The organism is Collinsella sp. AM38-1BH (genome assembly GCF_003467545.1).
In the GTDB taxonomy this organism is placed as follows: Bacteria; Actinomycetota; Coriobacteriia; order Coriobacteriales; family Coriobacteriaceae; genus Collinsella.
In genome coordinates this window covers 1-22,193 of sequence record NZ_QSHC01000001.1, presented here as the reverse complement: position 1 = coordinate 22,193, position 22,193 = coordinate 1, and the positions used below count along the sequence as shown (strand labels likewise).

The window sequence follows — 22,193 nt, the reverse complement described above, 5'->3', positions numbered from 1 at the left end:
GCAGATGGCAGATTCCACCACCGATTACAACAATCTAGATCCTTTGGGTGACGAGGCGGCGGTTGTCGATGAGGTCGATGCCGCCGTCTCGGGCGCTCGCAAAAAGCCGCGCGCTGTCGATATGGTGCCCGAAGAGCCCGACGCGATGGCGCCGGACGAGGAATACCAGCTCACGCCGGCGGGTCGTCGCGAACGCATCGGACAGATTGTTCGCCTGGTCAAAAAGTACCGCGTGTGGGATAACCTCACGCCGGTTCGTTTGCGCCGCCTGCTCGAGGAACTCGGCCCCATGTTCGTCAAGATGGGGCAGATTCTGGCCAACCGGTCCGAGATTCTGCCGCAACGCTTTTGCGACGAGCTGCGTCGTCTGCGCTCCGACGTGGAGCCGGTGCCGTACGAGGTCGTACTCAGTTGTCTGGAAGAAGAATACGGCCTGCGCCTGGGGGAGATGTTCGATGCGATCGACCCCAATCCGCTTGGTAGCGCATCGCTCGCGCAGGTGCACCGCGCTCGTCTGGTGACGGGCGAGGACGTGGCCGTCAAGGTGCAGCGCCCCGGTGCGCAGCAGGTTATGGCACAGGACATCGATATCATCCGCTCGGTGGTGCGTATCGTTTCCAAGTTCGTCAACACCGATCAATTCGTTGACCTGCACGGCGTAGTCGAGGAGTTGTGGACCTCGTTTCGCGAGGAGACCAACTTTTTGGCCGAGGCCAAAAACCTCAACGACTTCTACGAGTTCCATAAGAGCGTTCATGGCGTGACGTGCCCTAAATCCTATCTGGACCTATGCACCGAGCACGTGGTGGTCATGGATTACGTCGACGGCATTTCGATCGCCGATCCTGAACGCTTGGTGGCCGAGGGCTATGACTTGGAAAAGATCGGTGCCGCGATCGTCGAGGACTACTCGACGCAGGTGCTCGACGACGGCTTTTTCCATGCCGACCCGCATGCGGGAAACATCATTCTCAAGGACGGTATCGTTTACTTTATCGACTTGGGCATGGTCGGACGCATGTCGAGTCACGATCGCGGTATCGTAAAGGACATGATTTTCGCCGTGGCCGAGGGTGACGTTCCCAAGCTCAAGGATTCGCTCATGCGCTTCGCCGTGACGCGTGGCGATTCGGCCGAGCTCGATCATTCAGCGTTTTTGTCCGACCTTGACTTTATCGTGGCTGACTTTGCGGGCCTTGACCTGAAGGATCTTGATATCGGCGAGTTTTTGACCTCGCTGTTAAACCTGGCGCGCAAAAACGATGTTGAGCTGCCGAGCGTGGTGACGATGTTCGCGCGCGGCATGGTGACGCTCGAGGGTTTGCTGACCGAGTACATGCCCAACGTCAACATGATCCAGATCATCCAAACGCACATTAAAAACGAGAAAAGCACCTATGCGCGTGTGCGCGATATGGGGCGCGATCTTGCCGCGAGCAGCTATCGCGCGGCGAAGGGCTCACTCGAGGCGGCTGAGTACCTGGGGCTGGCTTCGCGCATGCTTACGCGCGGCCAGCTTAAGGTGAACACGCAGATCATGAGCAGCGATAAGGCACTGCGACAGCTGGGCGGAATTATCGACCGCATGTCGATGGCTATCGTTATCGCCGGCCTGTTTATCGGTTCGTCGGTGGTGTACTACGCACGCATCGAGCCGGTTGTGTTTGGTATCCCGGTCATTGGCTTTATGGGCTACGTGAGCGCGCTGGTGCTGGCGCTTATGCTGGGCCGCAATATCTGGCTCAACAGCCACGGCGGCAAACACTAGAGGCTGCGACCGTCACCGCTTTTTCCTATCGCAAACAATAGCTTTTACCTTGGGCTTCGCCTGTGTGCGGGGCCCTTTTGCGTGATACCATTTTGACGATAATAATCGATGGCCTAGATGGTGGTGCGGAGACGCACGAACGCGCGGTTTTCCTGCGCGTTTGGGAGAATCGGGGTGCAAGTCCCCGGCTGTACCAGTAACCGTAATTCCTCTTGGCTCGGGATGTTCGCGTCGCAGATCGGACGACGCGCCTGAGCCGTTAAGGTTAAGTCGGATCGCCTCCCATCTTGCATGCGGCTGCGGCGTATGCCGCCGGTGTGCATAGGGCTCTGGAGGGAAGGGGGACCCCGATGGGGGAACTCGAGCGTAACATGCGCGATGACGTGGGGCAGCCGCTGGGCAATGCTCCAAGTACAGACAATGGGGGACAAATGGATATGTTTGAGGACGAGCGCGAGCGCGCCTCGCTGCATCGCCGTGGCGCGATTGCACGCGGCGTAGCCAAGCGCGGCCTGGTGGCATTCCTGGCCTTCGCGATGGCCTTTGGCACCACGCCGGCTCAGCTGTGGGCCGAGGGCGCCGAGGGCATTGCCGAGGCCGTGGCTCAGGCTGCGACGCCGGGCGAGGACGCAGCGCTTGCGGGCGGTACCACTGAGCAGAGCGGCACCGAGGTTTCGGATTCCGAGGGCGTGCCTGCGGCTAGTGCCGCCACAACAGAGGCAGCAACTGGCGACGAAGGCTCGGCGACGGGGGAGAGCCCTGCCACGAGCGAGCAGTCTTCGACGGCGCCCACTGGCCAAGCAGGATCTGCCGCCGCGGCTGCCGTTCAGACGGAGAGCCCGACAGAAACTGGCGATGTCGCCAAGAAGCAAGTCGAGGTCTCGTTCTCGATTATCGGCACCGATGCCGACGGCAAGGCTCAGACCTGGGTGGCACCTACGCAGCTTAAGCTCGACGAGGGCTCGACGGCTGCGGACGCCTTCGTTAAGCTGCAGCAGAAGGTGGGCTTCAAGGCGAAATACGATCCGAACACGGCATACGGTTTCTACCTCGAAAGCATTACGTCCCCGAGCGATGGCCGCACGCTTGCCTTCGATCCGGCGACTTATGCCTACTGGCAGCTGTTTGTCGACGGCGCGTCTTCCTCGGTTGGCGCGAGCGGCGTCAAGCTCACCCAGGGGCAGAAGATTGAGTTTGCCTATACGGCTGGTAGCTCGTCCCCTGTCGTTAAGGACCAGGTTGCCGCAAATGTGACCGTCATTGGTCGCGATGCCCAGGGCAAGACTCAGACTTGGGTCGATAACGCGCAGTATGTGGTGACGTCCGGCTCGAACGCACTTGACCTTACGAAGGTCGCGCTCGAGGCGAATGATATTGACGCCGTTGTTGCGGGCTCCTTCATTCTGAGCCTTAAGTACAACGGCGTTGAGCTGGGTACGCCGCTCGATTATTCGACCTCTTGGCAGCTGTTCATCAACGGCAAGTCGAGCGACTACACGGCGGACAATGTCACCATTCATGCCGGCGATACCGTTACGTGGTTCTACGGTGGCTGGGGCGACCAGTTGCCCTCTGATTCCGTCCATGCTTCCGTTCAGGTGCTTGGCAAGGACAAGGACGGCAAACAGCAGGTGTGGGCCTCGACGGGCCAGACGGGTCTCAAGGCGGGCTCTACTGCCAAGGATTTGCTGGAGCAGACTGGTCTTAGGCTCGATTCTAGCGAATCGTCTTGGGGCTGGTTCCTCAACGGCATTTATTCGCCGTTCGACGTCGACGGTAAGCCCTATGTCGGGGATGCTGCAACCAATAGCTATTGGCGCTTCTACGTAAATGGCGAGTTCAAGAACGTTGGCGCTGGTGCCTACGAGCTCCAAGAGGGTGACGCCGTCACCTTTATGTATGCTGGCGACAGCGATGCCCTTCCTGGCCAGGTTCTTGGGTCTGTCGATGTTATCGGTCCCGATGTCAACGGCAACAATACTCGCTGGGGCTCGGCAAGCAATGTTTCTTTGCCCGAAGGCTCCACGGCCCAGAACCTTATTGAGGCATTTCTGAAGGCCAAGAGCGTTGCGTATAACGGCTCCCAGAGTGGTGAGTACTGGCTCCTTAATTCCATTACTTCGCCGTTCGATCACAAGCCGTATGGCTGGGATGGTGCGACCAATAGATATTGGCATCTGTATATCAACGGAGAGCTCACATCTCTCTGCGCCAACCAGGTCACGCTCAAGAGCGGCGACAAGGTTACGTTTGCCTACACCACCGATAATTCGCCCATGCCCGACCCCGACAAGATTGTCGTGGACCCGAGCGCGACGGCTCCTGATTGGGATGCCGAGTGGGCCGGCTACGGCAACAGTGGCAACGGTTCGACCGTAACGGATGCCAAGACGCCTGCGCAGGCTGCCGGTCTTAAGTGGGCCTTCGATTGGAAGGCCGAGTCTGGTCAGCAGTATGCCAACTGCAGCGAACCTGTCATCGCCAACGGCTTTGTGTACATCGCGACCGAGAACGAGCTCATTAAGATCGATTCGTCCACGGGCAAAAAGGTTGCCTCTGCGCCGCTTGCCTCCAAGGTGAGCTATACCTCTCGTCCGATCTATACCAATGGCCTTATCATCGTTCCGCTCAACGGCGGTGCGGTCCAGGCGATTACTGCAGACAAGCTGATCTGCAAGTGGCTGACGCCTGGTTTGACGGACTTGACGCAGAGCTCCTGCACCGTCGTTTCGGACGGCGAGTACGTCTATGTAGGCTCGGTCGATATTTCGTATGACGAGAATTACAACGCGACCTACGGCAACGGCTCCTTTGCGCGCATTAAGATTGCCACGGGCGAAGTTTCTTGGCAGAACATCGACCCTGCCGAGGGCTATTACTGGACTGGTGCGGCTTTGACGGATAAGTATGCCATCGTTCCTACGAGCGCGGGTACGCTTAAGTGCATTGATAAGACGACGGGCGATGTCGTTTCGACCATGAAGCTCGGCGCTGTCGCAAATGCCGATTGCATTGCCGATCCGTCCAATGGTTCGACCTTTTATCAGATGACGCACGATGGAAAGCTCCATGTGATTTTGCTTTCGGCGACGGGCGTGTTGAGTGAACAGAAGACGGTTGATCTGGGCCTTACGAATAATCTGAGCGCCCCTGCGGTGTCTGGTGACAATCTGATTGTCGGCGGACAGACGGGTACTGGCTCTGCTCTGGTTCTCTATAACCTGAAGACGGGTAAGACCACGATGGTCGCTGCTGCCGACGGCAAGGCGCTGCCGGCTGGCCTCAACGGTATTGCTGCTACTCCGCTGGTGAGTGTTCAGGGCGGCAAGACCTATGTGTACTTCACCGTTAACAGCGCGGATAGCAAGGATTACGTCAACTACTCTGCTGGTGGTGGCGTGTATCGCTATACGCTCGGCGATGCAGAGGCGACGCAGATTTATGATGCGGCTGGCCATTACCAGTACTGTGACTCTCCGGTCATTGCCGATGCATCTGGCAACCTGTACTACATCAATGACTCGGGCACGCTGTTCAAACTCGGGGCTGTTGAGTCTTGGACGGTCGCCTTTAATTCCAACGGCGGGTCTGCTTGCGACACTAAGTTTGTTGCTACGGCCGACGGCAAGTTGGTCAAGCCGGCCGATCCGACGCGCGATGGCTACACCTTCGCTGGCTGGTATACCGATGAGGCTTGCACGCAGGCGTATGACTTTAGCACGCCGGTGACGGCCGATCTGACGCTGTATGCCAAGTGGACCAAGAATGCTGTTAACCCTGGCGGTAATGGCGGTTCTGGCACTAATGGTGGCAACGGCGGCGCTGGCAACGGTTCCGGTGCTGGCGCTGGCGCGGGTTCTGGCTCCGGCTCGAAGGGCGGCGCTATTGCCCCGGGCAAGAAGCCGGTGACCAAGACGACGGTGTCGACCAAGACCGAGACCAAGGACAACAAGTCCGACAAGAAAGACTCCGATAAGTCCGATAAGAAGGACGAGAAGAAGTCTGACAAGAAGTCTGGCAAGAAGGACAGCAAGTCCGACAAGAAGTCCGATTCCAAGTCCGATACGGGTGCTGTTTCCACGACCGCTGCTAAGAAGTCCTCTAGCGCTTCCGAGCAGGAGACTGGCATCAACCCGCTCGCCATTGTTGGCGTTGCCGCCGGCGTCATCGGTCTCGCCATCGTCGGCGTGTTCGTGTTCACCAAACGTCGGTAGGTGAGGGCTGTGTCCAATAAATCCAAGGACGCTGATCCCAAGCAACCAGATTCCTCGTTCATTCAGTTCGACGATGCAAAGCAAAAGGGCGCCGCTTCGGCGGCGTCCGCCCCTCGTCGCAAGGCGCTCCTTGGCGTTCTGGCTGCCGCGTGCACCATTCTGATCGTCGTCTCGCTGGGCTTCGTCCATCCTTCCACAAGCGGTGCCTGGTCCATCGACTGGATCATTCAGACCGTGACGGGGGAGAGCGTCGTCACCAAGGACACCAAGGCGTCTGGCTCGACTACGACTTCGGGCGAGGCCAGTTCCAAGGATTCCAAGTCATCGAATGACGCAAAGGATGAGTCCAAGGACGATTCCGAGTCTTCAAACAAGGAATCGGATAAAAGCTCGGATAGCAAGAAGTCCGATGGTCAGGACGGCAAGAAGTCTGGAGATAAATCCGCTGCCCAGAATACGGGAACCGGCGATACTTCCAATGTGTCTGGCGGTGCTTCTTCGGGCGGCGGCCAGTCGTCTGATGGAGCCTCCAGCTCTAATGGCGGAAGCGCTCCCTCGGGCGGCCAGAGCGGCTCGCAGGAGTCCAGCTACGTAACAGTGACGGTTTCGGTTACATCGAGCGCCGTGGGCAATCCTGTGTCCTCTGGTGGCACCTTTACCTTTAACGAAGGCGCTACCGTCTACGATGCCCTGTACGCGCTGGGCCTTTCTGTCAACGCACGTGGCTCGTCGTACGGCACGTATGTCTCCGCGATTGGTGGTTTGGCCGAGAAACAGTACGGCGGCACGAGTGGCTGGATGTACTCCGTCAACGGCACAACGCCCATGACGGCGTGCAGCAACTACGTTCTCTCCAACGGCGACAACGTGGTCTGGTATTACGTTACAGGCTAGAGGCCTCGACATATCGCACCAAACGGGCGGTTCGGATAAGCATCCGGGCCACCCGTTTTTCATGCGTAGAGGACTGGGTCGCCGGGTCTCTCGGCAAACAAAAAACCGGTTGGAACGGGAATTCCAACCGGTTATACATTCAAGCAAATAGTGAATCGACTACGACCGTGCGCCCTCGAGGAAGAAGCGGCGGCTGAAGTAGTTGTACCAGGTGACGAGGAACGTAGCGATCGCTTTCATGGCCTGGTAGCCGATGCTCAAAAACGTGACGCCCACAAACATGTACAGGTCGTTGAGGCCCAGGCCGATCACCGACAGGATGGTGAAGATCGTGAACTCGCGCTTGCGGCTCATGCCCTCGCGATGGTCGAACACGTACTTCATGCTGAGCCAGTAGTTGACCACGACGGACGTGATGAACGAGACCGTGGTGCTCATCAAAAAGTCGAGGTGGAACAGCTCAACGAGCGCAATGAGCATACCCCAGTCGATGCCAAAGGAGATAAGGCCCACGACAGCGAACTTGAGGAACTGCTTAGTATGAGGTTGTGCCAGTGCCTTGCGCACGTAATCACATCCAATGCGTTGATGAATCGAGCAGAGGATACTTTAGAGCTTTTGCAAGGGAAACGTAAGGTCTTTGCCAAGAACTATACGAACTCGCCAAATTATCAAGTGCTAATCCGCAAACGTTGAAAATTTGCCCGTAAACGAGCAATGCCCACGAACAACACAGCGCACGACGCGCGTCATCCGTGGGCATTGTAAAGCTGTAAGGTTGCGAGTTACTTGGTCTCATCGCCTTCCAGGAAGATCTTTCGGGTCACAAAGTTGTAGACCATGACAAGCGCGGTGGCGCAAATCTTGGCGATATTGGCCTCGAGCCCCAGGCCGGCGTTGAGTGTCAACACGATGCCGTCGTTGAGTGCCAGGCCGATCACGGACAGCACGACAAAGATAATGAACTCGCGGCGGCGGCTCATGCCTTCCTTGTGCGCAAACACGTACTTCATGCTTGCGAGGTAGTTAAAGATGAGTGAGACGATAAAGCCGCTGGTATTGGCGATTAGGATGTTGAGGCCCAGACCGTAGTGGAGCAGATTCATAATGCCAAAGTCGATAACCGTGGCAATGACACCGACGACGCCAAATTTCATGATCTGCGCAAGGAGCTTTTGCATGGTACCTGCCTTATGGTGGCGCCGGGGCGCCGCGGGGATGACAAACTCAGCAAGTTTAGCCAATCCCCACGGGTGGTGCTAGGCGCGCTCCTCGATAGCACCGTTTCTATATGCATCGAGCAGCTGGCGCAGGTCTTGGATCTGGCTGCGGATCTTGGCTCCGGAATCGGTGTCGCTCACCATGCGGCGACGGTCTGCTTGGTCAAAACGGTTGGTCTCGCTTTCGATGTCCACGTTGCGCGTGAGTGCCTCGGCAACCGTCGTAAAGGCCCGGTGCGACTTGAGGCGGCAGCCGCGCGAGCTCGAGATGAGCGTATAGCCGGCGATACCCGTCTTGGGATGGTAAGCGCGGCAGAAGCCGCCATCGATGACCAGCAGTTTGCCCTCGGCGCGGATGGGCTGCTCACCCTTGGTGGTTTTAACGGGCGTATGGCCGTTGATGATGTGGCCCGTCGGCGAGCAAGCCATGGGGGCGACGCCAAACTCGCGCATGATGTCGTCGCAAACGGACGAGGATGTGGTGAGCGTATAGTACGGGTCCATCGGCTCGACCCACGTGCTCTTGTCGGCGAGGTAGGCGCGCTCGAACGTGCGCACCACGCGTCCGCTGGCGGGTGAGTTAAAGCCGATCCACAGGTACCACATCCAGTCGAGGGCATCGCGGTCGCCAACGCGCCACGCGCGGCGGGCGATATGGTCGCAGAAATCAAAATAATCGCGGCCGGCGTGCCAGGTGCCCAGGCAGTTCATGCTGCTAAAGGTGCCGTCTTCGTTGAGCGGCGCGCAGCCGTGGAAGAGCAGGTTGCCGTTGGCGACCTTATACAGGGAGCCGTGGGTATAGAGGAAATCGATGTGGCGATGCAGGTGATCGGCGGTGACAAACTCGGACACGAGCTTGTCGATGATGTGCTGCTCCTCGGGCATGAGCGTGTAGGGGTCCGCCGGATCGACGGTGGGGAAGTCGTTGGTCGTGAGCGGCCATACGCTGCCGTCGGCAAGCGTGACCGTGCTGGCGTCGTGATCGATCTTGTCGAGCAGCAGGCGATCTGCCATGTCGAACTCGGGGTGGCGCTGGATAATCTGGCCCTCGAGCTTAAAAAGCAGGACGTTAATGGCTTTGATGAGCGGGCTGATGGACTCGCCGGCGGTATAGGTGGCGTCGGCGAAGGCGACAAGCTCGCGCAGCGAGATGCCATAGTCGTTCTCAAGAATCTCATAGTTGTCGTAGCGCAGGTTGTTGCGCAGCACCGTGGCGATGCAGGCGGGCTCGCCGGCAGCGGCGCCCATCCACAGCAGGTCGTGGTTGCCCCACTGAATGTCGAGCGAATGATAGGTAAGCAGGCGGTCCATAATCTTGGCCGCGCCGCCACCGCGGTCGAAGATGTCGCCCACCAGGTGCAGGTGGTCGACGGCGAGGCGCTTGATGAGTGAGGCGAGCGACTCGATAAAGTCGTCGGCGCTGGCGGTCTCCAAGATGGATTCGATAATGCGCTCGTGATAACGCACGCGGTAGTTGTTCTCATCCGGATGCGTGTGCAGCAACTCGTCGATGATGTAGGCGTAATCGCGCGGGATGGCCTTACGCACTTTGGAGCGGGTATAGCGGCTCGAAAGCGAGCGGGCGACCACAATGAGTCGGTCGAGCATGGTCTTGTACCAGGTGGGCGAGTCCTCACGCCGGCTGCGGACAAGATCGATCTTCTCGCGCGGATAGTAGATGAGCGTGCACAGCTCGCCCTTTTCGTCAAAGGAGAGCGTGTCGCCAAAGATTTCGTCGACATGTTCGCGCACGACGCCCGAGCAGTTGTTGAGGATGTGCATAAAGGCTTCGTACTCGCCATGCACATCGCTCATAAAATGCTCGGTGCCCTTGGGCAGGTTGAGGATGGCCGAGAGGTTGATGATCTCGGTGAATGCGGATTGCTCGGTAGGGAACTGTCTCGATAGCAGGCGCAGATACTTGAAGTCTTGCGGATTGCGATCGAATGCGACCATGAGGCACCTTCCGATGTGGTTGCTAAAACTGATAAAAACAGCGTCAAACGTTTATCAGTATGCGCCGCTTTTGTTTCGATTGGAGATGGGAGGTCGAATTGTTGGCCGAACGGTTTGGTAAATCGATTTAGTCGAGGTGGATATGGCGGTTGAATGGAGACGCGGGGTCGTTTTGCAGGCGCATGCCTCCGGGATCGATAGAGATGATGACGGTAAAGATGTTCACTACCTTTGGTTCAATTTGGTAAATAGTGGACATTTGTACCGTATTCACATTTGCTGTGCGATAATTTGCGCAGCAATGAGTAAGGAGCCTCATATGAGTGATTTTGTCCTGACCTGTGAATCCGCCGCCGATCGAACCCGCGAGTTCTTTGAATCGCGCAATATCCCTGTCGTGTGTTTTCATTACGAGATCGACGATGTTGTCTATACGGACGATCTGTATCAGTCGATTGCGCCGGACGAGTTTTTTGCCCAGATTGCCGCGGGCGCCATGCCCAAGACGTCTCAGGTGAGCGTGGGTGAGTACGAGGAGTTTTGGGAACCGTTCGTTGCCGGGGGTAAAGACGTGCTGCACCTGACCTTGTCGTCGGGTATTTCGGGCACGTATGGATCGGCCTGCGTTGCGGCGCAGATGCTCGCGGATCGCTATCCCCAGGGCGGCAAGGTGCGCGTCATCGATTCGCTGGCAGCGTCTTCGGGCTTTGGCCTGCTGGCGGAATGTGCCGCCGACGTGCGCGATAGCGGGGCTTCACTCGACGAGACGGCCGCTTGGATCGAGGAGCATAAGCTCAACCTGCACCACTGGTTCTTCTCGACCGATCTGTCGAGCTACCTGCGCGGCGGTCGCATTTCGGCTGCGAGCGCGATCATCGGCACGGCGCTTAAGATTTGCCCACTTATGACGGTCGATTGCGACGGCAAGCTGTCGCCACGTGAGAAGATTCGCACTAAGAAGCGCGCGATTTCCGAGATGGCTAAGACCATGATGGCACACGTGCAGGACGGTGCGGATTATTCGGGTAAGTGCATCATGTCGCACTCGGCGTGCCGCGAGGATGCCGAAGCAGTTGCGGCGCTGATTGAGGAACAGGTTCCGCAGCTTAAAGGCAAGATTGAGATCAATAACATCGGTACTCTGATTGGCTCGCATACCGGACCTGGTACGGTGGCGCTCTTCTTTATGGGCGACAAGCGCGTGGATTAATTTGCCCCATCACATCGCTGCATGATTGCCCAAACGAAAACGGCCCGCCTCACGTTTGTGGGGCGGGCCAAGATGTTTTGCTAGCGTTTCTTTCCTCGGAAGAAAAAGCCGTGCAGTGAGGGCTTGAGCCCGCGGTTGGCGCGACGCTCCTCGACGCGCTCGTGGATCGAAGCGACGCGCTCGATGACCTCGTCGGGAATCGGCACGTCGGGATTCATGTTCTCGACCTGGCTGACTTCGGCGGCGGCGACCTGGTCGATAATGGGCACATCGTCGCGCGAGATAACGGGCGTGGCGTCTTCCTTCATCTTGCGATAACGCTGCATCATGTCGGTCTGTAGCTGCTGTGCCGAAGGCGGCGTCCAGATGATGGCGTTGGCGCCGGCGGCGATGGTCTCGCGGATGCTCTCGGGCGTCTTGCCGCCCGGCGCGATGAGCGGCAGGTTGGGATAGTGCTCGCGCAGTTCACGCAGGACCTGCGGCGTGTTTTTGCCAGCGGCGATGTTAAGAATCTTGGCGCCGGCGCGCACCTTTGCGTGAGCATCGTCGTCGCAACGTACGACCGTGGCGATGACGGGGATGTCGGCGATGTTGGTGATGTGCTCGACCATCTCGGCGGTGGCGGGGGAGTTGACCACACAGCCCGCCGCGCCCTGCATCTCGGAGACGGCTGCCATCTGAACGGAGCGCTTGCCGGTGGTGGTGCCACCGCCCACGCCTACGAAGACCGGGCACTCGGCGACGGTCAGCAACGCCTGCGTAATGGCGGGCTGCGGCGTGAAGGGGTAAACGGCAAAGACGGCATCGGCGTTGGAGTTGCGGATGACCGCGACGTCGGTGGTGTAGATGAGCGATTTGATACGACGGCCGAAGAGCGTGAAGCCGCTGGCCTCCTCAATCTCGTCAGGCATGCGAAGGGCCGCCTTGCGCAGGCGCCCGTCGATGGGCAGCGGCTCCATGGGAAGCAGTCCGTTGGGGGTCACAGCTACCTGGGGTTCGGTGAACTCGTCTGCGAGCTCGACCTCGGAGAAATCGACCGAGGCGACAATGTCCTCGTGAACCTCGGCGGGCACATCGATGGGGGCTTGGTCGTTTGCCGCGGCAGGCGTGTCGAAAGAGCTGGTGCCGACGAAGGCGTCGACGCGCTCATTTAGATCGTTGAGGGTATCCATGGAAGCTCGATTCTATGTGATGACGGCCGGCGCGATGCAGCCGGAATTGCGAATGCTAAATCGTTTGACGAGTTGATTTTTCCCCGCCGCGTCCTCCGTTAGACCGAAGGGCGGCGAACGTGAAGGAGCTGTGGTGGCGGTGATCGAGGTGCTATCTTGAAAGTCCCGTTTAAAAGAGAGGTGACGCGGTATGGAATTGACAGCAATGTTTGGCTCGATCGGCCTGTGTGTGGCCGCAATCGTTGCCGCCGCGGTCATCTACTTTGTGGTCACGGCCATTAAGGGCAAAAGGGCCGAACGCAAGGAGCGCACGATGCTTAAACAGCATCGCGACCAGCAGGGCAAACGCGCACGGAGATAGCTTGTTGAGTTTTGGATCCGTGCGCTAGCTGCGTTTTCGGATCAGGGCAATGTAGAAGCCCTCAAATTCGCGGCTGGGCGGAATGGTGAGCGTGCCGGGCAGGCCGTTGGCGATGGCCGATACCTGACCCGCGGCAATGGCCTCGGTCAGGGCGTTGGACTCGATGCGCGGCTCCTCACCAGCTTCCTGGGCACGGCGTGCCTCACTTTCGCTTGGCGTGCCGTCGAGGGGGATGAGCTCGCAGTCCATATGCTTGTCGAGGGCTTCTTGCAGGGCGTCCTCGTTTTCCTGCGGCAAGATCGAACAAGTCGAATAGACGAGCGTGCCGCCCGGTTTGAGGGCTCCCATGGCGCGGTCCAGAAGCGCACGCTGCGAGCGGGCGCATTTGACGAGCAGCTGCTCGGTCAGGCCGCGCAGGCTTTTCTCGTTGCCGCTGATGACGGTGCCCGTGCCGGTGCAGGGAGCGTCGAGCAGGATGCGGTCAAAGCGGAAGAACTCGTCGAGCTCGCGTGCATCGGTGCGCATGACGGGCACGTTTTTTGCGCCTTGGCGGTGGAGGTTGGCTTCGAGCTTCTCGGCGCGGGGAATGCTCATCTCGCAGGCGGTAAGGTGCGCCTGCCCCTGCGTGAGGGCGGCGATCTGCGTCGTCTTGCCGCCAGGGGCTGCGCACATGTCCAGGATGTCCTCGCCTGCCTGTGCGCCCAGGACCAGCGGCGGCATCATGGACGACAAGCTCTGCAGGTAGATCTTGCCGTCGCGGTAGATGCCGAGATCCCACAGATCGGAAACCTGGGCCTCGGGCAGGATGAAGGCGTCTGGGTACCAGGTGACGGGGTTGTGGGCGATGCCGGCGGCATCGAGCGCCGCAGCGATGTCCTCGGCGGTTGCCTTGAGCGTGTTGGCGCGCAGCGTGACCGGGCGTGTGGCCGCGGCGCCGAAGCCCTCGATCATGAGCTCGGCATCGGCGGGCGCATAGGCGCCGGCGACCGTGTCGACCATAAAGCGCGGCAGGTCGGCGGCGCAAGGAAGGGCGGCAAGCTGGTCGGAAAGCTCGGTGGCGGCAAACTGCCTGAGCTTGAGCTCGGCCTTGACCTGCTTTTTCTGCTTACGACGACGCGGCTTGGACATCCGTCTTTCCTTCCCATTCCATTACATGTCGAGTGTTTAGTACTGGCTCTCGTGCTTGCTAAAGAAGTCGAAGCGCGGGGGCAGCGGCTTTACGCGGTGCTCGCCGGGCTTCTCGCCCAGGCTCTCCACAAACTCATCCGTGGAGGCGAAGATGTTATCCCAGCTAAAGAAGGCGACCGGGTCGATGTCGAAGTACTCGCAGATGAGCTCGCAGCCGGCAGGGACGATGCCGTGCATGAGCACGGTCGCCACGCGCAGCTCGGTAAAGGCGTCGACGAGGGCCTGCGTCATCGCGGCGTTTGCTGCCTTGCCTTCGAGCTTGTTGGCGGCCTTGGAAGCGTCGCTCCAGCGCTTGTTGGCGGCGCGCAGGTAGTCGTCGCACACGGCAAGCGCGCGGTGCGTCTCGAACTTGTACATAGCCTGCTCAAAGGCGAGGGCTGCCTGCTCGGCGGCTTCGACCACGGCGGCAGAGGCCGCACCGGCGGGGATGCAGCCGTTGCGATAGGGGCTCTCGTCGCCTTCCTTGACGGCGACGCCGTAGAAGCAGCTGCGGGCCAGACGGTTGAACACGCCGGTCAAAAGGGCGCTCTCCTTAAGGGCCGGATCGATGACGCGCTTGTCGTCGCAGGCGCGCACCTCGTTGCCGTCCTTGTCCTTGCCGGTCACGCGGGTGTCGTATGCCTTGGGGCTAAAGCTCACCGGCTTTTCGGACAGGCCGAGCGACAGCCAGTGCGCGCGCATCTGCTCGCAGGTGTAGTGGTTGAGCAGGTCGTCTGCCGGCGGGGGAGGCGTCTGCGAGGACGAGCTGGCCTTTTTGCCCATGTAGAGCAGGTGGTAGCAGGCGCTGACGGTGCTTTGCGTAAGGTTCCAACCCAGGGCCTCCCACATGGCGGTCTGCGCGATGCAGTAGAAGTAGATGTTGTCCTGTCCAATGAACTGGTAGATCTGTGCGTCGTCCGAGCACCACCAGTCGCGCCAGTCGAGCGAGCTGTGCTGGTAGGTGGGCGCGGAGACCTGCGTGGAATCGGCGGCGGGCTCGCCCATGAGGGCGGCGTCCTGGGCGGCGACACCCTCGGTCACGCCGGCGGCACGGGCGTCGCGGGCGAGTACGGTACGCGTGTAGCTGATGGGCGCCCACAGGCTCTCGGGCCAGCACCAGCAGGTGACGTCGGTTACGCCGTCGACCTCGGGCACCGGAACGCCCCAGTCGATGTTGCCGGTGATGCGGAAGGGCACGAGCGCCTTGCCGCTGCGGAAGCGCACGCCGCCGTTGGCGAGCACCGCGTGGGCGTCGTCGCGCTCCTTCCAGCTGGGGAAGGTGACGGTAAAGCTGCTCTTGTTGCCCTCGGGCTCCAGCACGGTGTGCTCGGGAAGCTGGTCCTCGACGGCATTGAAGGCCTCGCGGAACTTGTTCTGGATGTAGAGCTGAGCCGGCAGCAGCCACTCCTCCATGGTCTTGGAGACCACTGAGCGAACCTGCGGGCTCTGGGCGAGCTTGGCGGTGTAGGCCTTCATAAAGTCGAGGTAGGCCGGCAGGTCGAAGTAGAGGTTGTCGACCGGGCGCAGCTCGGGCACCTCGCCGGTGAGCTGGCTCTTGGGCGCGATGAGCTCCTCGGGCTCAAACTGGTGGCCCAGGTCGCACTCGTCGGCATAAGCCTTCTCGGACTTGCAGCCCTGGATGGGGCAGCGGCCGATCACCTGGCGGCCATTGAGGAACGTGCCGGCCTTGGCGTCGTAGAACTGCAGTGTGGAGCGCTTGGAGATGGTGCCCTGCTCGTGCAGGCGCTTGATAATCTCGGCGGTAACCTCGTTGTGAATCTGCGCAGCCGGCTCAAGGCCTGAGCCGCCGTAGATGTCGCAGCTGATGTTGTAGTTGTTGAGGGTCGCGGCCTGTCGGGAGTGATTGGACTCGACATACTCGCCGATGGACTTATCGTAGCCTTCGTTCTCCTTGAGCTTGCGGTAGCTCTCCATGATGGGCGAGCCATAGCAGTCGGTGCCCGAGGTGAAGATGACGTTCTCGCGGCCCAGACGGTCGCGCAGGAAGCGGGCGAAGAAGTCGGCCGGGACAAAGACGCCACCGACGTGGCCAAAGTGAAGGCCCTTGTTGCCGTAGGGCTCGCCGGCGGTAACGATGGCGCGGCGAGGCCAGCTGGGACGGTCGTTCATGGAGTATTTGGATGCCATGGGACTCCTTCGCATATGGTGAGAGCGCGGCCGGGCGCGGGGCTCGGCGGCGCAGTGGTCAATTCGTGCATATCGTTCGACATTATCGCACATGCGGACGGGTACGTGGCAGGGGCGCTATCCTAAGATGCTATGAATGAGATTTCCAACATACATGCGTTTGAAGACGAGGAATTTCTGCACGCTTGCTTCGTGTGGGGGATGGTCGTAGTCGGCGTGTTTGCCGTGTGCCTGGCGCCGGTGTTTATGCTGCTGGGCGGGCCTGCAGACTTGGATGCGGCTGACGCGGGCGGCTGGATGGCTGTCGTGGGCTGGATAGTCGGCTTGGCTGCGGTTTCTGCGGCGTCATTTGCCGTGCACGAGCTGGTGCACGGTGTGTTTTTTAAGCTGCTGGCGCCTGCGGGCGCGCAGGTGACCTTTGGGGCGAATCGCGAGACGGCGATGATCTATGCCTGCGCCGAGGGCGTTGTGTATTCGCGCCGGCGGTACATGGCGGTTTGCCTGGCACCGACGGCTGTTGTGACGACAACGCTTGCCCTGGGGTTTGCGTTTTCGGGCTATCCGCTGCTGTGCTATCTGGCGGCCGGCTTGCATTTGTCAGGCTGTGTGGGCGACTGGTATTACGTGCGGACCATTTTGCGCGACCGCCGCATTGTCGCCTGCGAGGACACGTCCTTCGGCGTGCGCTTTTTCGGGTGAGGAGATGTCGATGAAGCCGTTGTTGTTGCACGCCTGCTGTGCGCCGTGCTCTCTTGAGCCGGTCCGCCTGCTGCGCGAGGAAGGGTTTGAGCCCACAATCTGCTGGACCAACCCCAATATTCAGCCGCACGATGAATGGCAGCGGCGTTTGGACGAGCTGCGCCGGTGGTGTGCCGATGGCGACATCGAGCTTATCGAGGCGGGGGAGGACCGCGAACGCTGGGAAACCGGCGTGGCTCCGTTGGGTGCCGATCGGCCCCGTCGCTGTCGTGCGTGCTATGCCCTGCGCTTGGCCGAGGCGTGCCGCGTGGCCCAGGAGCGTGGGTTTGAGTTTGTGGGTACGACGCTCGCCGTCTCGCCGTATCAGTTGTTCGAAACCTGCAATGATGTGTTGGAGCGTCTGGCTGCCGCCCGCGGTCTCACTCCGGTGATTCGCGATTTTCGTCCGTATTACCCCGAGGCGACACGCCGTTCGCGCGAGCTGGGCATGTATCGGCAGAACTACTGTGGTTGCCGCTTCTCGGCTGTCGAGGCGGCCATGGACCGCGCCCGCATCCGCGACGAGCGCAAAGCGTCCAAAAAGTAGTTCATTTGGGACGTCAGCCTGCTAGGATGTAGAGCGGACTTTAGCTATATAAGGAGTATCCGACGTGTCTATGCGTACCGATGATTTTGACTACAACCTTCCTGAGGAACTGATCGCCCAGGCTCCAGCCGAGCCGCGCGACTCCTGCCGCCTGCTGGTGGTGGATCGCAAGGGCTCCCAGGCGGGAACGCCGCTGGAGCACGGCGGTACCGTTGAGCACCGCATCTTCCGCGACATCATCGACTATATCGAGCCGGGCGACGTGCTCGTCATCAATCAGACGCGCGTGATGCCGGCCCGTCTGATCGGTCGTAAAACGGGATCGGGCGGCGTGGTCGAGACCCTGCTGCTCAAGCGCCGCGAGGACGTGGATCCGCTGGGCCATGTTTGGGAGTGCTTGGTCAAGCCGGGTAAGCGCCTGAAGCCCGGTGCTCAGATTGAGTATCGTGCGGGCGGCGCCCATGCGCCCGAGGGGGCTCCCGTGGTGCTGACGGCCGAGGTCATCGACTTTGTCACCGATAGCCGCGGCGGCCGCCTGGTGCGTTTTGAGCCGGCCGGTTGCAATGCCGCCGGCGAGCCGCGCACGCTCGACGAGGCCATCCATGCTGCCGGCCACGTGCCGCTGCCGCCCTACATTACCGATTACGAGGGCGATCCCGAGAAGTACCAGACCGTCTACGCCATGAAAGAGGAACACTCGGCTGCAGCTCCCACGGCGGGTCTGCACTTTACTTCCGAGCTCATGGCCGCTATCGAGGCCAAGGGTGCGAAGTTTGCCGCCGTCGAGCTCGAGGTGGGCATCGATACCTTCCGCTTGGTGGAGGAGGACGACCCCACGCAGCACGTCATGCACACCGAGCGCTACCACGTGTCGCAGGAAGTTGTCGACGCCGTGCATAAGGCGAAAGCCGAGGGTCATCGTGTGATCGCCGTCGGCACTACCGCGGTGCGCTCGCTCGAGAGCGCGTTTGACGCAGAAGCCCCGGTGTTCGATCCGGCCGTGACGGCGCGCTATTTTGAAGGCCGCGAGGACGGAGCCGACACGCTTGGCCGCGGTGACATCGTGGTGCGCGAGAACGCCACGACGCAGCTCTACCTCATGCCCGGCTCGACCTATCACGTGGTAGACGCGCTGATCACGAACTTCCACGTGCCGCGCTCCACGCTCATGATGCTCGTGAGCGCGCTTGCCACCCGCGACCAGATCATGGATGCCTACGCTGCTGCTATCGAGGAGCGCTACCGCTTCTTCAGCTTTGGCGACGCCATGCTCATTCAGTAGGTTACGGCGTTTTACAAACGCCGTAACCGGTCGACGCTGCGCGGGCCGCATTTGGACAATCTGACGTTCAACTTCAAGGGCACGACCAGAAGGTCAGCGCCCTTTCGTTTCACGTCACCTTGTCTCAAATGTGACCCGCTCGCTGACTCTGCCATTACATCGGTGTTGCCGTGGTTGTTGAGTAGTCATTGGGCACTTGGCACTTGGGGACGTTCCTTTTGTGCCGGCACCTGGGGACAGTCCTTATGTCATGAGATCGGTGCAAGAGGGGTAGGTTGCCTTGCGTCGATCTAAATAAGTTGCGGTGAGATAGTTCTTGAATTGGCCTTTTTGGGGCTAAACAGGAACTATCTCACCGCAACTGCGTTGAGCGTTTTTTGGCGGTTGGTTTACTTGCTTGCGAACAGCCAGACTAGGATGATCACCAGGATTGCGGCGACGATGCAGACGATGGCGCCGGTGAATTTGATGCGTGAGTCGCGGGTACGCTCGCGCACCGCGTCCTCGGTGGCCTCGAGCTGGGCGACTTCTCGCTCGGTCTCGGCGTGTTCGGCTTTGTCTCGGGCCAAGGATCCTGCAAGCGACTCAGTGATCTCTGGATGGTCATGTACCTCGGTCGCCTGCTCGATGATCGACTGTGCATGTGCGGCATCTGCTTGGGCGTTGGCGATGCTTTGCTCTTGGTCGCGGCGTGCCTTGTCCTCGGCGGCGATCTTCTCGCGCAGTTCGCGCTGGCGCGTCGTGGCGGCAGTTTTCGCCGTCTGCAGCTCGTCGCGCGCGGCATCGGCCTCAGTCGTCACGGCTTGGTGTGCGCGTTTGGCTTCGGCAATGGGGGCTTGAGCCTGCTCGACGGCCTGCTCGGCTGCGGCAAGCGAGTGCTCAAGGTCGGCGGTGATGCGCGGGACATCTTCTTCGGCTTTACGCAGGGCATCTGCCGTGTCGGAGATCTGCATCGAGAGCTCGCTGGTGCGCACCGTATAGCTGGCGGGATTTGCCGAGGGATTGCGTTGCAGCTCGGCATACTCATGACGCAGCGTCTCGAGCTGGGCGCGCGTGGCGTCGACGGTTTGTTGTGCGGCCGCAATGCCGGCGTCTCGCTCGGCCTTCACCTTGTCGCGGATACGCTTGGAATCCTCAAGACGTCGAACGAGGCGGTTGCCGGTCTCGCGCGAGCTCGCCTCGCGGGCCTCCACGGCGTCGAGCGCGGCCTTCAGGCGGAGCTCAGTCGCGTCATCCTCTGTCTTCATTTGTTCGAACTGACTCTTGAGCTCTGTCGCTTTGGCGGCGTGGGCATCACGGTCAATCTCGGCTGCCGCAGCGGTCTTTTGCGCTGTGGCGATCGCCTGACGCTGGTCGGCGACGATCTGGTCGTAGCGGCCTGCGATATCCTGGCGCGTCTCGAGTTCCTCGGTCTGATCGGTAATGCGCTGCTCAAGTTCGGCCAGGTGGGCGCGGGCATCGGCAAGTGCCTTTTTCGCGGCGTTCATCTCGCGCATGGCCGAGGCACCTTGGGCGATAAAGGTGCCCACGGCGTTCGCAGTGTTCGAGACAGCGGTCCCCAGATCGTGGCTCGCGGCGGGGTAGTGCGGGGCGGTCGGGCGAGCGGTGTCGGCAGCGTCCGCATCGTCAGCCTGCGGCGCGGCGATATTGCCGGTACCGCCCTCGACCACAGAAAAGCCTGCTGCGTGCGGATCGACCGCATCGGCGCCAATCGTGGGGTGCTCGAGCTGCAGAAACGAGGGCATGGTGCTGCCCTGGTCGGCAACCGGAGTCTCGCCGGGCACAAAGGTCGAGGCGGCCTCGGCAGCCTCCTCTTCCTCGGCATCAATATCGGCATCGGACACGGCGTCTTTCATCGCTTTGACGGCGTCCATCATGGAGTCCATGACGGCATCGAGCTCTTCTTCCGAAGACACCTCGATGGGGCCCGCAGCTTGCGGGGCGTCGTCCTGTACAGGGGCGTCGTCCTGAGCGGGCGCATCGTCGTTTTGCTCATCGGCGTTTTCTGTTTCGGGGGTTTCCGCCGTAGCGCTTTCGTCCAAGATGGGGTCGTCGATGTCGATACCATCGCAGGTCACAGCGTCAGTATCTGCGGTGACGTCTGCGGGATCATCAATATGCTGTTGAGTCTGGGGGTCCAGCTCGTCTGTCATAGGCATGTGCTCCTCATCGTTGTTTGTCACCCTATGATAAAGTCTCGCGCCGACATCCCGCGCGCCGCAGCAAAGTTTCAAAACGTGTTCGATGGCTCGATCTGATAACAACAACTCGGCCGCTTTATCCAGTTTGTACTTGACAATCCCTTCGCCGAATGACGTTGCGCCGTTCGCCTGCTGCGGTCTTTATTTTTCACTTGAACACGCTAAAGTTGCATTTCAGCTTTTGGCGCGTGAAGTTGGATACGCGCAGTCGGCGGGCGTGCCCGTCGCGATTCGAAAGGACTTTGTATGGGACTTTTCACTGGTAAGACCGTGATCGTCACCGGCGGCGGCAAGGCCACGCTCAAGGACGGTTCCGCTGGCTCCATCGGTTACGGCATCGATATCGCTTTTGCCAAGGAGGGCGCAAACCTCGTTATTACCGGCCGCAACGTTGCCAAGCTCGAGGCTGCCAAGGAGTCCCTCGAGGCCGAGTACGGCGTCAAGGTTCTGCCTGTTCAGGCCGATGTCTCAGCTGGTCAGGACAACGAGGCCGTCGTCCAGAACGTCATCGACAAGGCCATTGAGGAGTTCGGCCGCATCGACGCCGTCGTCAACAATGCTCAGGCCAGCGCCTCGGGCGTGACCATCGCCGATCACACCATGGACCAGTTTAACCTGGCCATTTACTCCGGTCTGTATGCTACCTATCTGTACATGCAGAAGGCCTATCCGCACCTGAAGGAGACCAAGGGCTCCGTGGTCAACTTTGCCTCGGGCGCCGGCCTGTTTGGCAACTATGGCCAGTGCAGCTATGCTGCCGCCAAGGAGGGCATCCGCGGCCTGACCCGCGTTGCCGCCAACGAGTGGGGCCCCGACGGCATCAACGTCAACATCGTGTGCCCGCTTGCTTGGACCGCTGCGCTCGAGAACTTCCAGGATGCCTACCCCGAGGCGTTCAAGGCCAACGTCCACATGCCGCCGGCTGGTCACTACGGCGACGTCGAGAAGGAAATCGGCCGCGTGGTCGTTCAGCTCTGCGGTCCCGACTTTAAGTACATGAACGGCGAGACCGTCACCCTCGAGGGTGGCATGGGCCAGCGGCCTTAGGGGTTACGCGGTTTTACCAAACCGCGTAACGGCTCGACGCTGCGCGGGCCGCATTTGGACAATCTGACGTTCAACTTCAAGGGCGCGACCAGAAGGTCAGCGCCCTTTCGTTTCACGTCACCTTGTCTCAAATGCGGCCCGCTCGCTGACTTATGCTCAACCTGTGGCGCCATTTTGCCTGAAGGCACCTTGCTCGCTCTGGTGGGCGCTCGCTCATATGACCCAATCCGCTGTCAAGAGCCACAATGGCCCCGCCGACCGCTTGCAA

Annotated in this window: 16 protein-coding genes; 9 read left to right on the top strand and 7 right to left on the bottom strand. The window is 60.3% G+C overall.

The features are described from left to right. Positions 1-4: 4 nt before the first annotated feature. The 3 genes from DW870_RS00075 to DW870_RS00065 all read left to right on the top strand — a co-directional run bounded on the left by DW870_RS00075 (position 5) and on the right by DW870_RS00065 (position 6,876). Complete coding sequence (locus DW870_RS00075) at positions 5-1,768, top strand: AarF/ABC1/UbiB kinase family protein (protein WP_117639742.1); 1,764 nt, start codon at positions 5-7, stop codon at positions 1,766-1,768. Positions 1,769-2,199: 431 nt separating this feature from the next. Continuing rightward, the gene (locus DW870_RS00070) at positions 2,200-5,982 is read left to right on the top strand and encodes a DUF4430 domain-containing protein (protein ID WP_158561621.1); all 3,783 of its coding nucleotides are present in this window, start codon (positions 2,200-2,202) and stop codon (positions 5,980-5,982) included. A 9-nt stretch (positions 5,983-5,991) separates the two neighbouring features. After that, a complete protein-coding gene (locus DW870_RS00065; RefSeq protein WP_233508891.1) occupies positions 5,992-6,876 on the top strand; it encodes a DUF4430 domain-containing protein in 885 nt (294 codons plus the stop codon). Between the two features lie 159 nt (positions 6,877-7,035). Here DW870_RS00065 and DW870_RS00060 read toward each other — a convergent pair whose 3' ends face one another. The 3 genes from DW870_RS00060 to DW870_RS00050 all read right to left on the bottom strand — a co-directional run bounded on the left by DW870_RS00060 (position 7,036) and on the right by DW870_RS00050 (position 10,052). Beyond that, entirely contained in the window at positions 7,036-7,443 is a 408-nt protein-coding gene (locus DW870_RS00060; protein ID WP_022095123.1) for a GtrA family protein, read from the bottom strand. 218 nt (positions 7,444-7,661) lie between these two features. Then, positions 7,662-8,057: a GtrA family protein gene (locus DW870_RS00055; RefSeq protein ID WP_117758763.1), complete on the bottom strand. Its 396-nt coding sequence runs from the start codon at positions 8,055-8,057 to the stop codon at positions 7,662-7,664. Between the two features lie 78 nt (positions 8,058-8,135). Then, complete coding sequence (locus DW870_RS00050) at positions 8,136-10,052, bottom strand: fructose-1,6-bisphosphatase (RefSeq protein ID WP_117758764.1); 1,917 nt, start codon at positions 10,050-10,052, stop codon at positions 8,136-8,138. A 319-nt stretch (positions 10,053-10,371) separates the two neighbouring features. Between DW870_RS00050 and DW870_RS00045 the strand changes: the two genes are divergently transcribed. Further along, positions 10,372-11,262: a DegV family protein gene (locus DW870_RS00045; RefSeq protein WP_117876585.1), complete on the top strand. Its 891-nt coding sequence runs from the start codon at positions 10,372-10,374 to the stop codon at positions 11,260-11,262. A gap of 80 nt (positions 11,263-11,342) precedes the next feature. Here the strand turns inward: DW870_RS00045 and DW870_RS00040 are convergent, their stop codons facing one another. Beyond that, positions 11,343-12,434, bottom strand: coding sequence for a hypothetical protein (locus tag DW870_RS00040; RefSeq protein ID WP_117639734.1), 1,092 nt, complete (start codon positions 12,432-12,434; stop codon positions 11,343-11,345). A gap of 190 nt (positions 12,435-12,624) precedes the next feature. Here DW870_RS00040 and DW870_RS09290 point away from each other — a divergent pair, with 190 nt between their 5' ends. Further along, on the top strand, positions 12,625-12,795 hold the full coding sequence (locus DW870_RS09290; RefSeq protein WP_158565173.1) for a hypothetical protein: 171 nt from the start codon (positions 12,625-12,627) through the stop codon (positions 12,793-12,795). A gap of 24 nt (positions 12,796-12,819) precedes the next feature. Here DW870_RS09290 and DW870_RS00035 read toward each other — a convergent pair whose 3' ends face one another. After that, the gene (locus DW870_RS00035; RefSeq protein WP_117876583.1) at positions 12,820-13,923 is read right to left on the bottom strand and encodes an RsmB/NOP family class I SAM-dependent RNA methyltransferase; all 1,104 of its coding nucleotides are present in this window, start codon (positions 13,921-13,923) and stop codon (positions 12,820-12,822) included. Positions 13,924-13,959: 36 nt separating this feature from the next. Further along, positions 13,960-16,110 carry a class I tRNA ligase family protein gene (locus DW870_RS00030; protein ID WP_117876581.1) on the bottom strand — a complete coding sequence of 717 codons (2,151 nt, stop codon included), beginning with the start codon at positions 16,108-16,110 and terminating at the stop codon, positions 13,960-13,962. Between the two features lie 132 nt (positions 16,111-16,242). On the opposite strand from DW870_RS00030, the gene DW870_RS00025 reads away from it, so the two are divergent. The 3 genes from DW870_RS00025 to queA all read left to right on the top strand — a co-directional run bounded on the left by DW870_RS00025 (position 16,243) and on the right by queA (position 18,677). Beyond that, positions 16,243-16,809 carry a DUF3267 domain-containing protein gene (locus DW870_RS00025; protein ID WP_117770604.1) on the top strand — a complete coding sequence of 189 codons (567 nt, stop codon included), beginning with the start codon at positions 16,243-16,245 and terminating at the stop codon, positions 16,807-16,809. A gap of 10 nt (positions 16,810-16,819) precedes the next feature. Then, positions 16,820-17,395, top strand: coding sequence for an epoxyqueuosine reductase QueH (locus tag DW870_RS00020; RefSeq protein WP_117876579.1), 576 nt, complete (start codon positions 16,820-16,822; stop codon positions 17,393-17,395). Positions 17,396-17,465: 70 nt separating this feature from the next. Then, positions 17,466-18,677 carry a tRNA preQ1(34) S-adenosylmethionine ribosyltransferase-isomerase QueA gene (gene queA / locus DW870_RS00015; protein WP_117770602.1) on the top strand — a complete coding sequence of 404 codons (1,212 nt, stop codon included), beginning with the start codon at positions 17,466-17,468 and terminating at the stop codon, positions 18,675-18,677. A gap of 389 nt (positions 18,678-19,066) precedes the next feature. Here the strand turns inward: queA and DW870_RS00010 are convergent, their stop codons facing one another. Continuing rightward, positions 19,067-20,830 (bottom strand): hypothetical protein, encoded by a 1,764-nt coding sequence (locus DW870_RS00010; protein ID WP_117848833.1) that lies wholly within the window; start codon positions 20,828-20,830, stop codon positions 19,067-19,069. A 294-nt stretch (positions 20,831-21,124) separates the two neighbouring features. On the opposite strand from DW870_RS00010, the gene DW870_RS00005 reads away from it, so the two are divergent. After that, positions 21,125-21,925, top strand: coding sequence for an SDR family NAD(P)-dependent oxidoreductase (locus tag DW870_RS00005; protein WP_035137314.1), 801 nt, complete (start codon positions 21,125-21,127; stop codon positions 21,923-21,925). Positions 21,926-22,193 lie beyond the last annotated feature (268 nt).

Bases quoted from the DNA above. Each gene is read 5' to 3' on its own strand.
- DW870_RS00075 (WP_117639742.1), top strand. From the start codon at position 5: ATGGCAGATTCCACCACCGATTACAACAATCTAGATCCTTTGGGTGAC.
- DW870_RS00070 (WP_158561621.1), top strand. From the start codon at position 2,200: ATGGATATGTTTGAGGACGAGCGCGAGCGCGCCTCGCTGCATCGCCGT.
- DW870_RS00055 (WP_117758763.1), bottom strand. From the start codon at position 8,057: ATGCAAAAGCTCCTTGCGCAGATCATGAAATTTGGCGTCGTCGGTGTC.
- DW870_RS00050 (WP_117758764.1), bottom strand. From the start codon at position 10,052: ATGGTCGCATTCGATCGCAATCCGCAAGACTTCAAGTATCTGCGCCTG.
- DW870_RS00045 (WP_117876585.1), top strand. From the start codon at position 10,372: ATGAGTGATTTTGTCCTGACCTGTGAATCCGCCGCCGATCGAACCCGC.
- DW870_RS00040 (WP_117639734.1), bottom strand. From the start codon at position 12,434: ATGGATACCCTCAACGATCTAAATGAGCGCGTCGACGCCTTCGTCGGC.
- DW870_RS09290 (WP_158565173.1), top strand. From the start codon at position 12,625: ATGGAATTGACAGCAATGTTTGGCTCGATCGGCCTGTGTGTGGCCGCA.
- DW870_RS00035 (WP_117876583.1), bottom strand. From the start codon at position 13,923: ATGTCCAAGCCGCGTCGTCGTAAGCAGAAAAAGCAGGTCAAGGCCGAG.
- DW870_RS00030 (WP_117876581.1), bottom strand. From the start codon at position 16,110: ATGGCATCCAAATACTCCATGAACGACCGTCCCAGCTGGCCTCGCCGC.
- DW870_RS00025 (WP_117770604.1), top strand. From the start codon at position 16,243: ATGAATGAGATTTCCAACATACATGCGTTTGAAGACGAGGAATTTCTG.
- DW870_RS00020 (WP_117876579.1), top strand. From the start codon at position 16,820: ATGAAGCCGTTGTTGTTGCACGCCTGCTGTGCGCCGTGCTCTCTTGAG.
- queA (WP_117770602.1), top strand. From the start codon at position 17,466: ATGCGTACCGATGATTTTGACTACAACCTTCCTGAGGAACTGATCGCC.
- DW870_RS00010 (WP_117848833.1), bottom strand. From the start codon at position 20,830: ATGACAGACGAGCTGGACCCCCAGACTCAACAGCATATTGATGATCCC.
- DW870_RS00005 (WP_035137314.1), top strand. From the start codon at position 21,125: ATGGGACTTTTCACTGGTAAGACCGTGATCGTCACCGGCGGCGGCAAG.